Genomic DNA, 17140 nt, shown 5'->3' on the forward strand with positions numbered 1-17140 from the left:
GAGGGTAAATTTTCAGCGTTGCTGGCTCCCCGTCAGCCGGATTGGGTTGCATCGCAGGGGTGTCGAAAGAGTCAACTGCGGTCCAAAGCTGTTGGACTTGGGTGAAAAGGGCGTTTATTCTTCCTATACGTCAATAGGAAATATTGATGAAATTTGTTGCTTAAGATTGTTTGCTGGTGTCTGTAAATCAAGGTTCTGAGCAATAGAACTCTGTGCGATAGCAAAGGTCGCTATCGACATATAAATTAATTTCTTTTTCATGGATTTTCTTTTTCAAAACCCAAGTTATAAATTTTTTACTAACTATAAACTCCTTTTTCTGTTAATTTTAAATTTTAACATTTGACACAACTTTAATATATTTATATATACATATATTTTTATATATTATATGATTTCATAAGATTTGAAACATAAATAATTAAGCACTATAAGTACTAAAATGTTAAAATAATTTTTATATTTGAGAAATTCAAAATGCGAAATAAAATAGTAAAAACATTCGCCTATCTTGCCATATGGGTATGAAATAGAGTAGAATGTTTCGTATATATATAAGTTAGCGGGCATTGTGAAAGATACCAGCATAACAGTTAAACATTGATAAATGAAAAAAAAACTACTTTGGATATTAATTTTAGGACTGATAATAATCAGTTGCAAACAAAGGAAAACAGAAATGAAAGAGAAAATAATTAAAACAAACGGCATTGAACTCTGTACGGAAAGTTTTGGAAATAAGAAAAATCCAGCAATCCTTTTGGTAGCAGGTGCAACCGTATCAATGCTGTATTGGGACACTGAATTTTGCCAACAATTATCTGAAAAAGGATTTTTTGTTATTCGTTACGACAACAGAGATGTAGGAAAATCCACTAATTATGAGCCGGGTTCAGCACCATACGACATTGTTGACTTAACAAATGATGCCATTGCAATTTTGGACGGCTATGAAATAGACAAAGCACATTTTGTGGGTATGTCATTAGGTGGGCTAATTACACAAATAGCAGCTATAAAGTTTGCCGATAGAGTTAGCTCATTAACACTTATGTCTACAGGCCCTTGGGGAGACTCGGACCCAACTATTCCTGAGATGGACACACGTATTTTAGATTTCCATGGTAAAGCAGGCACAGTCGATTGGTCAAATGAAGACAGTGTGGTAAACTATTTAATTCAGGGTGCAGAATTAATGTGCGGCAAGAAACAATTTGATAAACAAAGAAGTGAAAAGCTGATAAGAGCTGAGTTCAATAGAGCAAACAATTATATAAGTATGTTCAATCACGCTACATTGCAAGGTAGTGAAGAATATTGGAATAGACTAAATGAAGTAAATCAACCAACCTTGATAATTCACGGAACAGATGACAAAATTTGGCACTATAAAAACGCTGGTGTATTAATTGAGAAAATACAAAATACGAAATTAATTACTCTTGAAGGAACAGGACACGAATTGCACTTTGAAGATTGGACAACAATAATTGACGGAATTGAAAAACATATAAATGAGCAATAAAGAAAAACAAATGAATTTACTTAGTGATAAGAACGTTGCAATAATTGGTGGTGGACCCGTTGGACTGACTATGGCAAAATTATTACAGCAAAACGGCATAGACGTTTCAGTTTACGAAAGAGACAACGACCGAGAGGCAAGAATTTTTGGTGGAACCCTTGACCTACACAAAGGTTCAGGTCAGGAAGCAATGAAAAAAGCGGGATTGTTACAAACTTATTATGACTTAGCCTTACCAATGGGTGTAAATATTGCTGATGAAAAAGGCAATATTTTATCCACAAAAAATGTAAAGCCCGAAAATCGATTTGACAATCCTGAAATAAACAGAAATGACTTAAGGGCTATCTTGTTGAATAGTTTAGAAAACGACACGGTTATTTGGGATAGAAAACTTGTTATGCTTGAACCTGGTAAGAAGAAGTGGACACTAACTTTTGAGAATAAACCGAGTGAAACAGCAGATCTGGTTATTATTGCCAATGGTGGAATGTCTAAAGTAAGAAAATTTGTTACCGACACGGAAGTTGAAGAAACAGGTACTTTCAATATACAAGCCGATATTCATCATCCAGAGGTGAACTGTCCTGGATTTTTTCAGCTATGCAATGGAAACCGGCTAATGGCTGCTCATCAAGGTAATTTATTATTTGCGAATCCTAATAATAATGGTGCATTGCATTTTGGAATAAGTTTTAAAACACCTGATGAATGGAAAAACCAAACGCAGGTAGATTTTCAAAACAGAAATAGTGTCGTTGATTTTCTTCTGAAAGAATTTTCCGATTGGGACGAACGCTACAAAGAACTGATTCGTGTGACATCATCTTTTGTAGGGTTAGCGACACGAATATTTCCCTTAGGTAAGTCTTGGAAAAGTAAGCGTCCATTACCCATAACGATGATTGGAGATGCTGCTCATTTGATGCCTCCTTTTGCAGGACAAGGCGTAAACAGCGGGTTGATGGATGCCTTGATATTGTCGGATAATCTGACCAATGGGAAATTTAACAGCATTGAAGAGGCTATTGAAAATTATGAACAGCAAATGTTTATCTATGGCAAAGAAGCACAAGAAGAATCAACTCAAAACGAAATTGAAATGTTTAAACCCGACTTTACGTTTCAGCAATTGTTAAATGTATAAAATGGAATAAAACGGCACATAATCGAGTAGACGGCTCCGCCAGTAACTGACGGAGTGCGCCTCTCACACCACCGAGCGTACGGGTCACGTACTCGGCGGTTCGCAAAGAGATGGGTTAAGTTGTAAATGTAATTCAGTTAAGGAAACATATCCTCTTTTCTTCAGGCGTTGTAAAGTAATGGTAGTGCCTAGAATAGGACTTTGTGCCAACTATTGAGTGGGAGTGACGGGCACTGGCTGGCAATGTCTAGCAACGGCAGGCATTTCGGCTGAGGGTAAAAGAACTTTCCGCTAAGCGATAGACTGTATGTAAACACAGTATTGCAAGGACGCGGAACATGCCTCATGTGGCGGCCAGGACGGCCAGCCGGGATCGGGATACTGGTCGTTACCAGAGCCACCGACCCGAGCAAACCCTTCTCTATCAGATCGTTGACGAGTATTACCCGGCATTCGCTGCGCTTATGGCAGAGCAGGGAAAGGAATTGCCGGGCTATGTGCAACGGGAATTTGAAGAATTTCTCCAATGCGGGCGGCTGGAGCATGGCTTTCTACGGGTTCGCTGCGAGTCTTGCCACGCCGAGCACCTGGTCGCTTTCAGCTGTAAGCGTCGCGGTTTCTGCCCGAGCTGTGGGGCGCGGCGGATGGCCGAAAGTGCCGCCTTGCTGGTTGATGAAGTACTGCCTGAACAACCCATGCGTCAGTGGGTGTTGAGCTTCCCGTTTCAGCTGCGTTTCCTGTTTGCCAGCCGGCCCGAGATCATGGGGTGGGTGCTGGGCATCGTTTACCGCGTCATTGCCACGCACCTGGTCAAGAAAGCGGGCCATACCCACCAAGTGGCCAAGACGGGCGCGCTCACCCTGATCCAGCGTTTTGGATCGGCGCTCAATCTGAATGTTCACTTCCACATGCTGTTTCTCGACGGTGTGTATGTCGAGCAATCCCACGGCTCAGCGCGTTTCCGCTGGGTCAAGGCGCCGACCAGCCCAGAGCTCACCCAGCTGACGCACACCATCGCCCACCGGGTGGGTCGCTATCTGGAACGGCAAGGCCTGCTGGAACGGGATGTCGAAAACAGCTATCTGGCCTCGGATGCGGTGGATGACGACCCGATGACACCCCTGCTGGGGCACTCGATCACTTACCGTATCGCTGTCGGTTCACAGGCGGGGCGAAAGGTGTTCACTTTGCAAACTCTGCCGACCAGTGGTGATCCGTTCGGTGACGGGATTGGCAAGGTAGCCGGGTCCAGCCTGCACGCCGGCGTGGCGGCCAGGGCCGATGAACGCAAGAAGCTCGAACGGCTGTGCCGGTACATCAGCCGCCCGGCGGTATCCGAGAAGCGGCTGTCGTTAACACGAGGCGGCAACGTGCGCTACCAGCTCAAGACGCCGTACCGGGACGGCACCACGCACGTCATTTTCGAACCATTGGATTTCATTGCAAGGCTGGCCGCCCTGGTACCGAAGCCCAGAGTCAACCTAACCCGCTTCCACGGGGTGTTCGCACCCAACAGTCGGCACCGGGCGTTGGTCACGCCGGCAAAACGGGGCAGGGGCAACAAGGTCAGGGTGGCTGATGAACCGGCAACACCAGCACAACGGCGAGCGTCGATGACATGGGCGCAACGGCTCAAGCGTGTTTTCAATATCGACATCGAGACCTGCAGCGGCTGCGGCGGCGCCATGAAAGTCATCGCCTGCATTGAAGACCCTATAGTGATCAAGCAGATCCTTGATCACCTGAAGCACAAAGCCGAAACCAGCGGGACCAGGGCGTTACCCGAAAGCCGGGCGCCACCGGCTGAGCTGCTCCTGGGTCTGTTTGACTGACGAGCCTGAAGGCCAACGATACCAATCAAAATGCTGCGTTCACAGCGCCGCGGCAGGGATCCGCCGTGCTGGTTGTCGGAAAAGGAGCCGCTAGTGGGAAAGAGGAGGGTAAATTTTCAGCGTTGCTGGCTCCCCGTCAGCCGGATTGGGTTGCATCGCAGGGGTGTCGAAAGAGTCAACTGCGGTCCAAAGCTGTTGGACTTGGGTGAAAAGGGCGTTTATTCTTCCTATACGTGAACCGCATCCTACGGAATGAGTAACCCTTGCCCTATTGTGAGTAGAACGTCGTATAATTCAAACGAAAGCAGTTAATAGGTATGAAATATCACAGCACAAAAGAGCGACAGGACATGTTTAGATGATGTTATTATAAAATAATAACATCATGGATGAATAAAAAATAATTTTCTATCTTTACAACTATGTTATACTTCTATGATAAGGCTATGATGGCAAAGCCTTGGTTTTCCTAATCAAATAGTCGCCGAGATGGCTTCAATGCGACAGTAGGTCTACTGTCTCACAATTAATTCATGTATCAGATTTTTGTTCCCTGATGGGAAGTGTTATCCATACGAAAAGAATATGGGTAAAGTGTTACACCTGTATATGACATTCAGAATGTCCTGTCGGGGGAACTGGTACCAATTTAATAAAAGAAAACAGTATAGAAATGACAATCGAAGATATGCAAACATTAGCCCTAGAGCATGGGCTGAGAATTTCGGAAGAGATGAGCGTCAATGAGATGGGCATCGACTTTAGAGTTGCCTTTGTAAAGGAAGTAAACGGTGAGAACTGGGTACTCCGTATACCTCGAAGAAGCGATATGCTTGAACAAATCGAAAATGAAAGTAGAATATTGGATTTAGCCAAAAGAAACCTGTCGATCAATGTCCCTGATTGGAAAATTGTATCGGAGCGCCTAATAGCCTACCCTTTACTGGAGGATGCGCCTGCTCTGACATTCGATGCGATAACACATGAGGTTTCTTGGAACATAGATCGCGATAGCATAGCTTATGTGGAGTCTCTGGCAAAATCATTGGCCGAATTACATCGTATTACAGCTGACGATGTGAGAAAGAGCAACTTGAAAATAATGACTCCAAGTGAATTGAGGACCGAAATAGCTGACCGTATCCACTTGGTGAAATCTGAGATAGGTATCAGCGAGCCGTTGGAAAACAGATACCGTAGATGGTTGGACAATGACCCTTTGTGGCCTGAATTCACTTGTTTCATCCATGGCGATCTCTATGCAGGGCATGTCTTAACCTCGAAGGAAGGTAAGACCTCTGGTATCATAGATTGGTCTACTGCGCATATGGGTGATCCTGCACTGGACTTTTCTGGTCACGTATCGGTTTTTGGAGAGGATAGCCTGAAGAGTTTGATAACGGAGTATGCTAAACAAGGCGGAACGATATGGGATAGGCTCTACGAACAATCTATAGAGAGGGCTGCTGCAGCTCCATTAGCATATGGCGCTTTTGCGGTAGAGTGCAACGACGATAATCATATCAATGCCGCCAGAGCAGCCTTAGGTATTGTTCAATAAAATGATGTGAGGATACTTTTTTAAATGCTAAAATAGGAGTTCGATTGGTGCCACTTAAGAGTATCATTGATTTCTATTTTAGCCAGTATCCTCCACTTTTAGGAGCTCCTCGAAACTCGATTTTATGATCATCTCTTAAGATTTTGAGCCACCGCTCTACTATCTTGACAGGAACTAATAGCTCGTTTACTAAAAATGGTGCACGCTTTCCTGGATTAGTTCTTATCTGATTAAATAGTAGATTTACTCCCTCACTTACTCCCTCATTAGATTCGAAAAGTAGCTTTGATGAGACAATAACTCGAAAACCGTGCTGGAAATTTTCAAAGACAGGGGGACGCAGACCATAGGATGCGAAGCCTTCTTGGATTCGTTTGATGCCTGACCCATATTTTTCAATAAAATGCGCTTCTTTGAACGTGGCAGATATCCTTTTATTGCGCGCCCATGGCGAGTAATCTTCACGAAGAAGCTGATCAATCGTTAAGTTATCAGCTAAACCACCTGGATTGAAAAACTCTATGGAATTGTAATACACCCTGATTATGGAATCGGCAAATTAATTTGGACTTGGGTGAAAAGGGCGTTTATTCTTCCTATTACGTTGTCGGCAGCGGGCCAAAAAGGAATACGTCCATGCCCATCGAGGTGAAACCGGCTGTGAGCGCGGGTTCAAGCATATAGCCCGACAGGCGCGTATCCTTGCCGATCACGACACGATGGCGGTGGTCACCGCGACGAAAGACACGGCCAGCCGCCATGCCGACGCGCAAGGCGGTTTCCGCCGTCATCGCGCCTTCGTTGGCTTTGCCACGAATACCGTCTGTGCCGAAATATTTGCGCACCATAAGGTCGATTATCCTGTCGTCGGGTCGCCCTCAAAGGGGACATGCCTGCTGAACCGCGAATATAGAGAAATATCCCGAATGTGCAGTTAACGAATTCTTGCGGTTTCTTTCAGCGCCGCCAATACCGCCAGCCCGTCGCGCAAGGGGCGCGGCTCGTGTGTGCGGATGAAGTCAGCTCCACCTGCGGCGGCGGCAAGCTCTGCAGCGAGTGTCGCGGCCCCGACATCCCCCGGACCACGGCCTGTGAGCGCGCGCAGAAAGGATTTGCGCGAAACAGACAGAAGCACCGGCAAATCGAAGCGCAGCCGCAATTCATCGAACCGCGCCAGCACCGAGAGCGAGGTTTCGGGAGCAGCCCCCAGAAAAAACCCCATGCCGGGATCAAGGACAAGGCGGTTGCGTTTGATACCGGCACCCGTCAGCGCCGCGATGCGCGCGTCAAAGAACGCCGCAATGTGATCCATGATGTCGCCAGCGGGTGCCTCGCGCCGATCTGCCTGCCCGTCTTGCACCGAATGCATAACGACGAGTTTGGCAGATGATTTCGCCAATTGCGGATAGAACGCAGCGTCTGGAAAACCGCGAATATCATTGAGATAGGCCACACCACGCGACAAGGCATAGGCTTGCGTCGCGGGTTGATAACTGTCGAGCGAGACGGGAATGCCATCTGCCTTGAGCGCGTCCAGCACCGGCGCGATACGCGCGATTTCTGTGTCGGACGAAACAGGCGCGGCGTCGGGATTGCTGGATGCCGGACCGAGGTCGATCACATCTGCCCCCTCGGCCATCAGCTTACGCGCCTGCGCAATGGCTGCGTCTGGCGCCAGATACCGGCCTCCATCGGAGAAACTGTCCGAGGTTATGTTGACGATGCCGAAAATGATGAGCGATTTATTCATGGGGGCTTCTATAATAATCTCTGTACACGACAAAAATAGATAACTCATTGAAATAATGTCACAATAATTGTTTTCTAACGACGAATACTATGACACATCTCAATGAGTTATATCTTATCTTAAACAAATCTCTAAAATGGAACAAGTCACATTTAAAGTGCTTTGCGCTCATCATGCTTGTGATTATTTTAAAGCAAACATGTAATCTTTCTTCTGCATCTAAAGCCTTGCCCATCAAGTGTTTACCACAATCATTTTATCGACGTATGCAGCGCTTCTTTGCAGGTCAGTATTTTGATTATCGTCAAATTTCTCAGTTGATTTTCAATATGTTTTCATTCGACCAAGTGCAACTGACTTTAGATAGAACCAATTGGAAATGGGGAAAACGAAATATTAATATCCTGATGCTCGCAATCGTTTATCGTGGAATAGCGATACCTATCCTTTGGACATTGCTTAATAAACGTGGAAATTCAGATACGAAAGAGCGTATTGCTTTGATTCAACGCTTTATAGCCATTTTTGGTAAAGACCGTATTGTGAATGTGTTCGCAGACAGAGAGTTTATCGGTGAGCAGTGGTTTACATGGTTAATTGAACAAGACATCAACTTCTGCATTCGTGTTAAAAAAACTTCATTGTCACCAATCATTTAGGAAAGAATCATAAAATTAGTGATTTATTTCGCCATCTTAAAGTTGGTCAAATTGAATGTCGTAAACGACGGATTTTGGTTGGTCGGGTGAAACTATATATAAGTGCACTACAGTTAGAAAATGGAGAGCTTTTACTCGTCGTTTCTCCTCAGTTTAATGCCAATGCTATTCAGGATTATGCATTACGCTGGGAAATTGAAACCTTATTCAGTTGTCTCAAAGGACGCGGGTTTAATCTTGAAAATACGCGCTTGACAGACCCTAGACGAGTGAAAAAATTGATTGCGGTGTTAGCTATAAGCTTCTGTTGGTGTTACTTAACGGGTGAATGGCAACATAATCAAAAAAAAGCGATAAAAATAAAGAAGCATGGACGACTCTCAATGAGTTTATTTCGCTATGGTTTAGACTATGTTCAAATGGCGATTCAGCGTTTAATTGGTTTTGGGAAAAAAGAAGAGTTTAAGGAAATTTTGGCAATTTTAAGAAAGCAGAATCCTGATAGGATAAGGGTTCTGTGAAATTTGTCGTGTACAGAGTATAATAATAATAATCGAGCATGAGTCTCATACGGATGCTCGGGTCGAAAGGGAATCCCCAGGCGAGTAACCTGTTTGCGGTGATCCATTAGCTGCAGGAGCAGAAGAGCATACATCTGGAAGCAAAGCCAGGAAAGCGGCCTATGGAGCTGTGCGGCAGCGCTCAGTAGGCAATTTTTCAAAATATTGTTAAGCCTTTTCTGAGCATGGTATTTTTCATGGTATTACCAATTAGCAGGAAAATAAGCCATTGAATATAAAAGATAAAAATGTCTTGTTTACAATAAAGTGGGAGTAGTAATTTCGTTACTTTGTTTAGAATTTCTTCAGAAATATTTCTTAATAAATCGTGTTTTTCAACAAGCGTAAAATTACTTTCTAAAATCTCTTGTTGTTTAGCTCGAGTTTGGGTATAAGCCCCATAATAAAATTGACGAGGATCTTTAAGCACGTACCAATCTTTCATTTGGATTACAGTACGGCCCTTATCGTAAAGATCAAATTCAGGCTGCCATAAAGGTTTGTAATGAAAATTAATTTCTTCCTGAATATCGTAGGTCGCTTCTTGATAACGTGAAGCTGGTTTATCACCAAATCTTTTTTCAATATAAGCATAAGTATTTCTTAAAGGCTTAACTGAAGATGTTTTAATATCAATTTGCATATAAATCTTCCTGATTTTTTAATAAAGACTAGAGTTTTTATTCTCTAATACCGGCCTGTCCAAATCGCCACTTCATGCGGTCATATTCAATCTTTGCAAAATCATCCGTACTTAGGTGCTGTACTTGATGGTGTGCGCAGAATTCTTCAAAAGCCTTGACTGGCATAATCATTTCTACAGCTAACTCTGGATGGGGTCGTTTGCGGGAGGGGGCGGAATCCTACGCTAAGGCTTTGGCCAGCGATATTCTCCGGTGAGATTGATGTGTTCCCATCCGAGCGGCGAAACATGGGCCAAGAGATCGGGCGATAGCAGCTTTCCATCGCGTTTCTGGTTTGCAACGACCTCGCCGAGCTTCATGGTGTTCCAGAAGATGATGATGGCGGCGAGCAGATTCATGCCGGCGATGCGGTAATGCTGGCCTTCGGCGGAACGGTCGCGGATTTCACCGCGGCGGTGGAAGCTGATTGCCCGCTTCAGCGCATGATGAGCTTCGCCTTTGTTGAGCCCGATCTGGGCACGCCGTTGGAGTTCGGCATCCAGAATCCAGTCGATCATGAACAGGGTGCGCTCGACGCGACCGACTTCCCGCAGGGCTGTCGCGAGCTCGTTCTGCCGCGGATAGGAGGCGAGTTTCCGCAGAATCTGGCTTGGCGCGACGGTCCCGGCAGCAATGGTGGCGGCGATGCGCAGGATGTCGGGCCAATTGCGCTCGATCATGGCTTGGTTGACCTTTCCGCCGATCAACGCTCGCAGGTGCGCCGGGGCGGCCGACGGATTGAACGCGTAGAGCCGTTTGGATGGCAGGTCGCGGATGCGCGGAGCGAACCGGTAGCCGAGAATGGCACATGCGGCAAAGACGTGATCGGTGAAGCCGCCCGTGTCGGTGAACTGCTCGCGGATATGGCGTCCAGCATCGTTCATCAGCAGGCCATCGAGGATGTAAGGCGCTTCGCTTGCCGTTGCAGGAATCACCTGGGTTGCGAACGGCGCATATTGGTCGGAGACGTGGCTATAGGCTTTCAGGCCCGGGGTATTGCCATATTTCGCGTTGACCAGGTTCATGGCCTCACCTTGCTCTGTAGCGACGAAGAACTGTCCGTCGCTCGAAGCCGACGTGCCCATGCCCCAGAACCGGGCCATGGGTAACGCTGCCTGTGCCTCGACCACCATGGCCAGCGCCCGGTCATAGGCTTCGCCCTCGACATGCCACCGTCCAATGCGGATCAATTCCCAGAAGGTGTGGGTGTTTGTCGCATCCGCCATTTTGCGCAAGCCGAGGTTGATCCCTTCCGCCAAGATAACGTTCATTAGCCCGATCCGGTCAGCGCAGGGTGCTCCTGTGCGCAGATGGGTGAACGCTTCGGTGAAGCCGGTCGCCGCATCCACCTCCAGCAGGAGATCGGTGATGCGCGTGGGCGGGATCTGCTTGTAGAGATCGAGCACCAGATCTTCGGCGCCTGTCGGCGCGGCGGCTTCGAGTTTCTCGATATGCAGAACGCCGTTTTCAATCGACCCGCCCGGGATCGTGCCTGCGCGAGCGGCACGGCCAAGCTCGCGCAACCGCATGTCGAGGCGAGCTTGCCGGTCTGCCAGCCATTCCTCCGGCCGCAATGGCACAGCGAGACGACCGCCTTCCGCGATGGATTGTGCCGGAACGAGTGCGTGTTTCAGATCGCCATAGCGCCGGGACCTAGTAAGCCAGACATCTCCGGAGCGGAACGCATCGCGCAGATGGAACAGCACCGCGATCTCCCATAGGCGAGCGTCGCCAGCCCTCTGGGCCCGAAGGTGGCGATGCCATTTCGAGCTGGGCCGCAAGAAGCTGGTCATCGCGGCATCGTTCAAACCGGTACGAAGGGCCGTCACCGCTTCCAGAAGCGGCAGTGCAACGGGCGCAGCTCGCAGATCGAGCAGGCGCAACATGCGTGGAGCGTATCGGCGGAAGCGGTGATAACCGTCGAGCACATGATTGAGCGGATCGTCGGCCATGGTGGCGGTCAGCCTGGTTGCCATTGCAACAAGGGTTTTTAAGCCGTCCCACCCTGACCCACTCGCGATGACATCGCCCAGCGGCTGGCCATCATCCTGTGCATCGACCAGGGCGCCCCCGATCTCGGCGAAGGATTTCAGGGTGTCACGCACCACCCCCGCTTCGTCTGCGACCTTTGCATGGCAAATACGCTCCGAAGCACGGTAGAGACGGCCGACGATCCGGTCGTGGGTTTCGACCACTGCGTCGGCCAACATCGCCTGCCATTCCGAGACGCAAACAGCCAAGATCGCAAGCCGCCTGTCCTCCGGGAGATCGCGCATGCCGTCGGCATAATACCGTTCACCCTGCCTGCGCAGACGAGTCACCCGATGGGCAGGAACGCCGGCAAGCAGATCCTCGGGGAGATCGATGCGTTGCAGATATTCGAGCCGGTCGAGCAGCCGGTTGGCCGACGAAGAGTTCGAGCCAGGCTCGAACTGGCGCAGCCACACAAAACGGGTCACCCGATCATCAGCCGTCTCCTCGAGCAATGCCAGCAACTGTTCTCGGATCGACATAGGCAGCCGACTGGCGATCCTCGTCTCGATGCGTCGCTCGGCATCGACGAGAGCCGCGGCACAAAGCCGCTCGATCGTGGATGTCGCGGGAAGGACAGTGCGGGTGCGTCGGCACTCGGCTACGAAGCGACGGGCGATATCCTCGTTCGACACCGCCATCTCGGCTTCTCGGAACAACCATTCCTTCAGCTCGCTCGCACCACGTCCGGAGAAGGTGCGGAAGCCGTAGAGCCCCCGTAACTCGGCAAGATGCTCGTGCCGTGTTTCCTCGCGGGCAGCATAGTCTACGAGATCGTCGGCACCCAGGCCAAGCTGCGCTCCGATAAATTCGATGACCTCTGCAGGGATCAGTTCGCCTGGAGCCAGCACCCGGCCGGGATAGCGCAGGACACACAATTGCAGGGCGAAGCCGAACCTGTTGTGAGCGCGCCGACGCAGCCTGATATGCCCAAGGTCTTCATCACTCAGCGTATAGTGCTTGAGCAAATCCGTCTGTGAAGTCGGCAAGCGCAACAGCGCGTCTTTCTGCCGATCGGTTAGAGTGACGCGACGCGGCATACATGTTCCTTTTTCAAAATCTGATAGCGTTCAAGACGCTTTGTTTATGAAGCTGGTTGAGATACATTTCCAGAGGTCAATGCAATCGTGGCCGAAGCGCCGCCTCAAACCAACGTTTGTGATACATGCTGATCGGATATGCCCGCGTCTCCAAAGCCGATGGCTCGCAGTCTCTCGACCTGCAGCACGACGCCTTGCGCGCCGCAGGTGTCGAACGTGTTAATGGCCATTGACATCGAACGGGACAATATCTATGATGATCTTGCTTCCGGCGGTCGTGATGATCGCCCTGGCTTGACTGCCTGCCTCAAGTCATTGCGTGACGGCGATGTGCTGGTGGTCTGGAAGCTCGATCGCCTCGGACGATCGCTTGCCCATCTGGTCAACACGGTGAAGGAGCTGTCAGACCGCAAGATCGGCCTGCGGGTTCTGACTGGAAAGGGCGCTCAGATCGACACCACGACTGCGTCCGGTCGCATGGTGTTCGGAATCTTCGCCACCTTGGCCGAGTTCGAGCGGGATCTGATCCGAGAGCGCACCATGGCGGGTCTCGCCTCCGCGAGAGCGCGCGGTCGCAAGGGCGGACGAAAATTCGCGCTCACCAAAGCTCAGGTGCGTCTCGCGCAAGCCGCCATGGCCCAGCGCGATACTTCAGTTTCCGATCTCTGCAAGGAACTCGGCATCGAGCGCGTCACTCTCTACCGATATGTCGGTCCCAAAGGCGAGCTCAGAGACCATGGAAAGCATGTTCTCGGACTTACGTAGCAACTCGTTTCTTTTCGCAGGTTGAGCCACCTCCGCGCTTCATCAGAAAACTGAAGGAACCTCCATTGAATCGAACTAATATTTTTTTTGGTGAATCGCATTCTGACTGGTTGCCTGTCAGAGGCGGAGAATCTGGTGATTTTGTTTTTCGACGTGGTGACGGGCATGCCTTCGCGAAAATCGCACCTGCTTCCCGCCGCGGTGAGCTCGCTGGAGAGCGTGACCGCCTCATTTGGCTCAAAGGTCGAGGTGTGGCTTGCCCCGAGGTGATCAACTGGCAGGAGGAACAGGAGGGTGCATGCTTGGTGATAACGGCAATTCCGGGAGTACCGGCGGCTGATCTGTCTGGAGCGGATTTGCTCAAAGCGTGGCCGTCAATGGGGCAGCAACTTGGCGCTGTTCACAGCCTATCGGTTGATCAATGTCCGTTTGAGCGCAGGCTGTCGCGAATGTTCGGACGCGCCGTTGATGTGGTGTCCCGCAATGCCGTCAATCCCGACTTCTTACCGGACGAGGACAAGAGTACGCCGCAGCTCGATCTTTTGGCTCGTGTCGAACGAGAGCTACCGGTGCGGCTCGACCAAGAGCGCACCGATATGGTTGTTTGCCATGGTGATCCCTGCATGCCGAACTTCATGGTGGACCCTAAAACTCTTCAATGCACGGGTCTGATCGACCTTGGGCGGCTCGGAACAGCAGATCGCTATGCCGATTTGGCACTCATGATTGCTAACGCCGAAGAGAACTGGGCAGCGCCAGATGAAGCAGAGCGCGCCTTCGCTGTCCTATTCAATGTATTGGGGATCGAAGCCCCCGACCGCGAACGCCTTGCCTTCTATCTGCGATTGGACCCTCTGACTTGGGGTTGATGTTCATGCCGCCTGTTTTTCCTGCTCATTGGCACGTTTCGCAACCTGTTCTCATTGCGGACACCTTTTCCAGCCTCGTTTGGAAAGTTTCATTGCCAGACGGGACTCCTGCAATCGTCAAGGGATTGAAACCTATAGAAGACATTGCTGATGAACTGCGCGGGGCCGACTATCTGGTATGGCGCAATGGGAGGGGAGCAGTCCGGTTGCTCGGTCGTGAGAACAATCTGATGTTGCTCGAATATGCCGGGGAGCGAATGCTCTCTCACATCGTTGCCGAGCACGGCGACTACCAGGCGACCGAAATTGCAGCGGAACTAATGGCGAAGCTGTATGCCGCATCTGAGGAACCCCTGCCTTCTGCCCTTCTCCCGATCCGGGATCGCTTTGCAGCTTTGTTTCAGCGGGCGCGCGATGATCAAAACGCAGGTTGTCAAACTGACTACGTCCACGCGGCGATTATAGCCGATCAAATGATGAGCAATGCCTCGGAACTGCGTGGGCTACATGGCGATCTGCATCATGAAAACATCATGTTCTCCAGTCGCGGCTGGCTGGTGATAGATCCCGTCGGTCTGGTCGGTGAAGTGGGCTTTGGCGCCGCCAATATGTTCTACGATCCGGCTGACAGAGACGACCTTTGTCTCGATCCTAGACGCATTGCACAGATGGCGGACGCATTCTCTCGTGCGCTGGACGTCGATCCGCGTCGCCTGCTCGACCAGGCGTACGCTTATGGGTGCCTTTCCGCAGCTTGGAACGCGGATGGAGAAGAGGAGCAACGCGATCTAGCTATCGCGGCCGCGATCAAGCAGGTGCGACAGACGTCATACTAGATATCAAGCGACTTCTCCTATCCCCTGGGAACACATCAATCTTACCGGAGAATATCGTTGGCCAAAGCCTTAGCGTAGGATTTCGCCCTCTCCCGCAAACGACCCCTGGATCACCTATCGAAAATTCAAATTCGATATATTTGTCACGCTGAGTCCCTGTAACATGAATAAAGCAAGGAGGCTGTTCTACATTGAGTTGCTGCATACCAAAATCCTCATATTCTCCATAAGATTATTGCAACTTGCATGCCAATTTTATTTATTATTATTTTTCAAATATTTATGATTTTCTCTTTTTTATTTCATACAATGTTCTTTATCAAATTCTTAAGTCACAATGTATGACTTAAGAAAATTCTCAAGTGTTTTATATTTTCTCAGTTGTATAAGCACTTATAGATGATCAAAAAAAAAAGAAGCCAAAGCTTCTTTTTTTGATTTTCCAACTCGCATTGATAGCCCCTATAATTCAATCAACTGAACCGTACCGGGTTTGTCGGAGAGTTTTTTATTTAAGTTAGGCCACCTGACCTAACGGGTTAATCTTATCATAGTACATTGCTTCAAAATCAAAAGGTGATACATAACCTAGTGCACTATGTACACGCTCTTTATTGAACCAATCTACCCAATTTAGTGTCGCAAGTTGTACATCCGCTAAACCTTGCCAATCTGCTTTTAGATATTCAATCACCTCTGTTTTGTATAAGCCATTCACCGTTTCAGCCAAAGCATTATCGTATGAATCACCAGTCGTACCGACTGATGCTCGTAAATTTGCTGCTTCTAAACGATTGGTATAGCGAATGGAAAGATATTGCACACCTCTGTCGGAATGATGAATCACATTCTTTGGCATGCCTCGATCATGCAATGCTTGCTCCAATGCATCGAGCACCATATCTGTATTCATCCGTGTCGATACTTTCCATCCAACAATTGCTCGTGAGAACACATCAATAATAAATGCAGTATAAACCCAGCCTGAATTTGTTTGAATATACGTAAAGTCACTGACCTGAGAAGCATTGCTTCGCAAGGGTCAGGTCGATCAGCAGTAAAATTACGTTTTACCAAGTCATCCGCTCGTTTTTGATCATCTCGGCTACGGGTGGTTTGTTTGTTCTTACCACGCCAAACACCTTTTATACCTAGCTTTTGCATTAATCGAGCAACAGTACAGCGCGCAATAATATAGCCTTCACGTTTCAGTTTTTGCCAGACTTTACGTACACCATACCGACCTGAACTTTCCTTCCAAATTCGTTTAATCTCCTCAGCATGATGCAAGTCATGTAAATCTCGCTTTGCTCGATGTTCTGGATTTTCACAGAGATCTAGAGTCCGGTAATAGGTTGAAGGTGCGATCGGTAAAATTCTACAAATCGCCTCGACTCCGTACAGCTCTTTATTATTATGGATAAAATCCACCATTATTTGTGTGGGCGGTCGAGCTCCGCCTGGGCGAAAAAAGCGGCTGCTTTACGTAGAATTTCATTGGCGCGTTGCAGTTCTTTATTTTCGCGTTCGAGTTGTTTGATACGTTCTTGGTCTGAAAGCTGCTGTACTTTAACTGGATTTTGTTTATCTAAATATTTTTGATACCAAACACGTAGTGTTTCAGGAGTACAACCCTTGCGCAGTATACTGCTCAGGGAGCAATAGCGGTGATCGCAGCCCAATTCGATGGATAATCTTTCTCGGATTCAATCAATAATTGAACCGCTCTTTCTCTGATTTCAGGGGTATATTTTACGGCACTGTTGCAAATAACCACGAATGGTAAGCTGAAGACTGTTTTAGCTAAAGGTGCAGCATATGAATCCTTTCCATGGTCGGCATTTTCAGGGCGAAATCATTCTTTGGGCTGTGCGCTGGTATT

Annotated in this window: 13 protein-coding genes, 2 pseudogenes and 1 other annotated feature; of the genes and pseudogenes, 8 read left to right on the forward strand and 7 right to left on the reverse strand. The window is 48.5% G+C overall.

Annotation, left to right across the window (positions count from 1 at the left end):
- Positions 1-679 precede the first annotated feature (679 nt).
- The 4 genes from estT to mph all read left to right on the forward strand — a co-directional run bounded on the left by estT (position 680) and on the right by mph (position 6065).
- Positions 680-1525, forward strand: a complete 846-nt coding sequence (estT, locus tag FTT68_RS13610; RefSeq protein ID WP_164538741.1) for a macrolide hydrolase EstT — start codon at positions 680-682, stop codon at positions 1523-1525.
- A complete protein-coding gene (locus tag FTT68_RS13615; RefSeq protein WP_094309310.1) occupies positions 1515-2672 on the forward strand; it encodes a tetracycline-inactivating monooxygenase Tet(X4) in 1158 nt (385 codons plus the stop codon). Before estT ends, FTT68_RS13615 begins: the two co-directional genes overlap by 11 nt.
- A gap of 338 nt (positions 2673-3010) precedes the next feature.
- The gene (locus FTT68_RS13620) at positions 3011-4504 is read left to right on the forward strand and encodes an IS91-like element ISVsa3 family transposase (RefSeq protein WP_180175424.1); all 1494 of its coding nucleotides are present in this window, start codon (positions 3011-3013) and stop codon (positions 4502-4504) included.
- 673 nt (positions 4505-5177) lie between these two features.
- On the forward strand, positions 5178-6065 hold the full coding sequence (mph, locus tag FTT68_RS13630) for an Mph(E)/Mph(G) family macrolide 2'-phosphotransferase (protein WP_071830579.1): 888 nt from the start codon (positions 5178-5180) through the stop codon (positions 6063-6065).
- A 73-nt stretch (positions 6066-6138) separates the two neighbouring features.
- Here mph and FTT68_RS13635 read toward each other — a convergent pair whose 3' ends face one another.
- From FTT68_RS13635 to sul2, 3 genes are all read right to left on the reverse strand, one after another.
- A complete protein-coding gene (locus tag FTT68_RS13635; RefSeq protein ID WP_071830580.1) occupies positions 6139-6603 on the reverse strand; it encodes an ATP-binding protein in 465 nt (154 codons plus the stop codon).
- Positions 6604-6664: 61 nt separating this feature from the next.
- Positions 6665-6913 carry a phosphoglucosamine mutase gene (locus tag FTT68_RS13640; protein ID WP_071830581.1) on the reverse strand — a complete coding sequence of 83 codons (249 nt, stop codon included), beginning with the start codon at positions 6911-6913 and terminating at the stop codon, positions 6665-6667.
- Positions 6914-6999: 86 nt separating this feature from the next.
- On the reverse strand, positions 7000-7815 hold the full coding sequence (gene sul2, locus FTT68_RS13645) for a sulfonamide-resistant dihydropteroate synthase Sul2 (protein ID WP_001043260.1): 816 nt from the start codon (positions 7813-7815) through the stop codon (positions 7000-7002).
- Positions 7816-7904: 89 nt separating this feature from the next.
- Here sul2 and FTT68_RS13650 point away from each other — a divergent pair.
- Positions 7905-8995 (forward strand): IS4-like element ISAba1 family transposase gene (locus tag FTT68_RS13650; protein WP_085940648.1). Its coding sequence is split into 2 segments (ribosomal slippage): positions 7905-8445 and positions 8445-8995, totalling 1092 coding nucleotides; the frame shifts between segments, so codons are not numbered across the junction.
- A 196-nt stretch (positions 8996-9191) separates the two neighbouring features.
- Here FTT68_RS13650 and FTT68_RS13655 read toward each other — a convergent pair.
- From FTT68_RS13655 to FTT68_RS13665, 3 genes are read right to left on the reverse strand one after another with little or no spacing between them, the layout of a single operon-like run.
- A complete protein-coding gene (locus FTT68_RS13655) occupies positions 9192-9677 on the reverse strand; it encodes a hypothetical protein (protein ID WP_006581703.1) in 486 nt (161 codons plus the stop codon).
- Positions 9678-9714: 37 nt separating this feature from the next.
- Complete coding sequence (locus FTT68_RS14165) at positions 9715-9849, reverse strand: phenol hydroxylase subunit (protein WP_223231885.1); 135 nt, start codon at positions 9847-9849, stop codon at positions 9715-9717.
- A 53-nt stretch (positions 9850-9902) separates the two neighbouring features.
- The gene (locus tag FTT68_RS13665) at positions 9903-12788 is read right to left on the reverse strand and encodes a Tn3 family transposase (protein ID WP_001138082.1); all 2886 of its coding nucleotides are present in this window, start codon (positions 12786-12788) and stop codon (positions 9903-9905) included.
- 125 nt (positions 12789-12913) lie between these two features.
- On the opposite strand from FTT68_RS13665, the pseudogene FTT68_RS13670 reads away from it, so the two are divergent.
- The 3 genes and pseudogenes from FTT68_RS13670 to FTT68_RS13680 all read left to right on the forward strand — a co-directional run bounded on the left by FTT68_RS13670 (position 12914) and on the right by FTT68_RS13680 (position 15258).
- A pseudogene (locus tag FTT68_RS13670) lies at positions 12914-13553 on the forward strand (recombinase family protein).
- A gap of 65 nt (positions 13554-13618) precedes the next feature.
- On the forward strand, positions 13619-14422 hold the full coding sequence (gene aph(3'')-Ib / locus FTT68_RS13675; RefSeq protein ID WP_001082319.1) for an aminoglycoside O-phosphotransferase APH(3'')-Ib: 804 nt from the start codon (positions 13619-13621) through the stop codon (positions 14420-14422).
- On the forward strand, positions 14422-15258 hold the full coding sequence (locus FTT68_RS13680; protein WP_000480968.1) for an aminoglycoside O-phosphotransferase APH(6)-Id: 837 nt from the start codon (positions 14422-14424) through the stop codon (positions 15256-15258). The genes aph(3'')-Ib and FTT68_RS13680 overlap by 1 nt, the downstream gene beginning before the upstream one ends.
- 517 nt (positions 15259-15775) lie before the next feature.
- Here the strand turns inward: FTT68_RS13680 and FTT68_RS13685 are convergent.
- A pseudogene (locus tag FTT68_RS13685) lies at positions 15776-17029 on the reverse strand (IS3 family transposase).
- Positions 16618-16734: a sequence feature (AL1L pseudoknot), on the reverse strand. Its footprint overlaps the pseudogene before it by 117 nt.
- Positions 17030-17140: the final 111 nt, after the last annotated feature.

The sequence above is a fragment of the Acinetobacter sp. Q85-2 genome (genome assembly GCF_013420555.1).
Taxonomy (GTDB): Bacteria; Pseudomonadota; Gammaproteobacteria; order Pseudomonadales; family Moraxellaceae; genus Acinetobacter; species Acinetobacter indicus.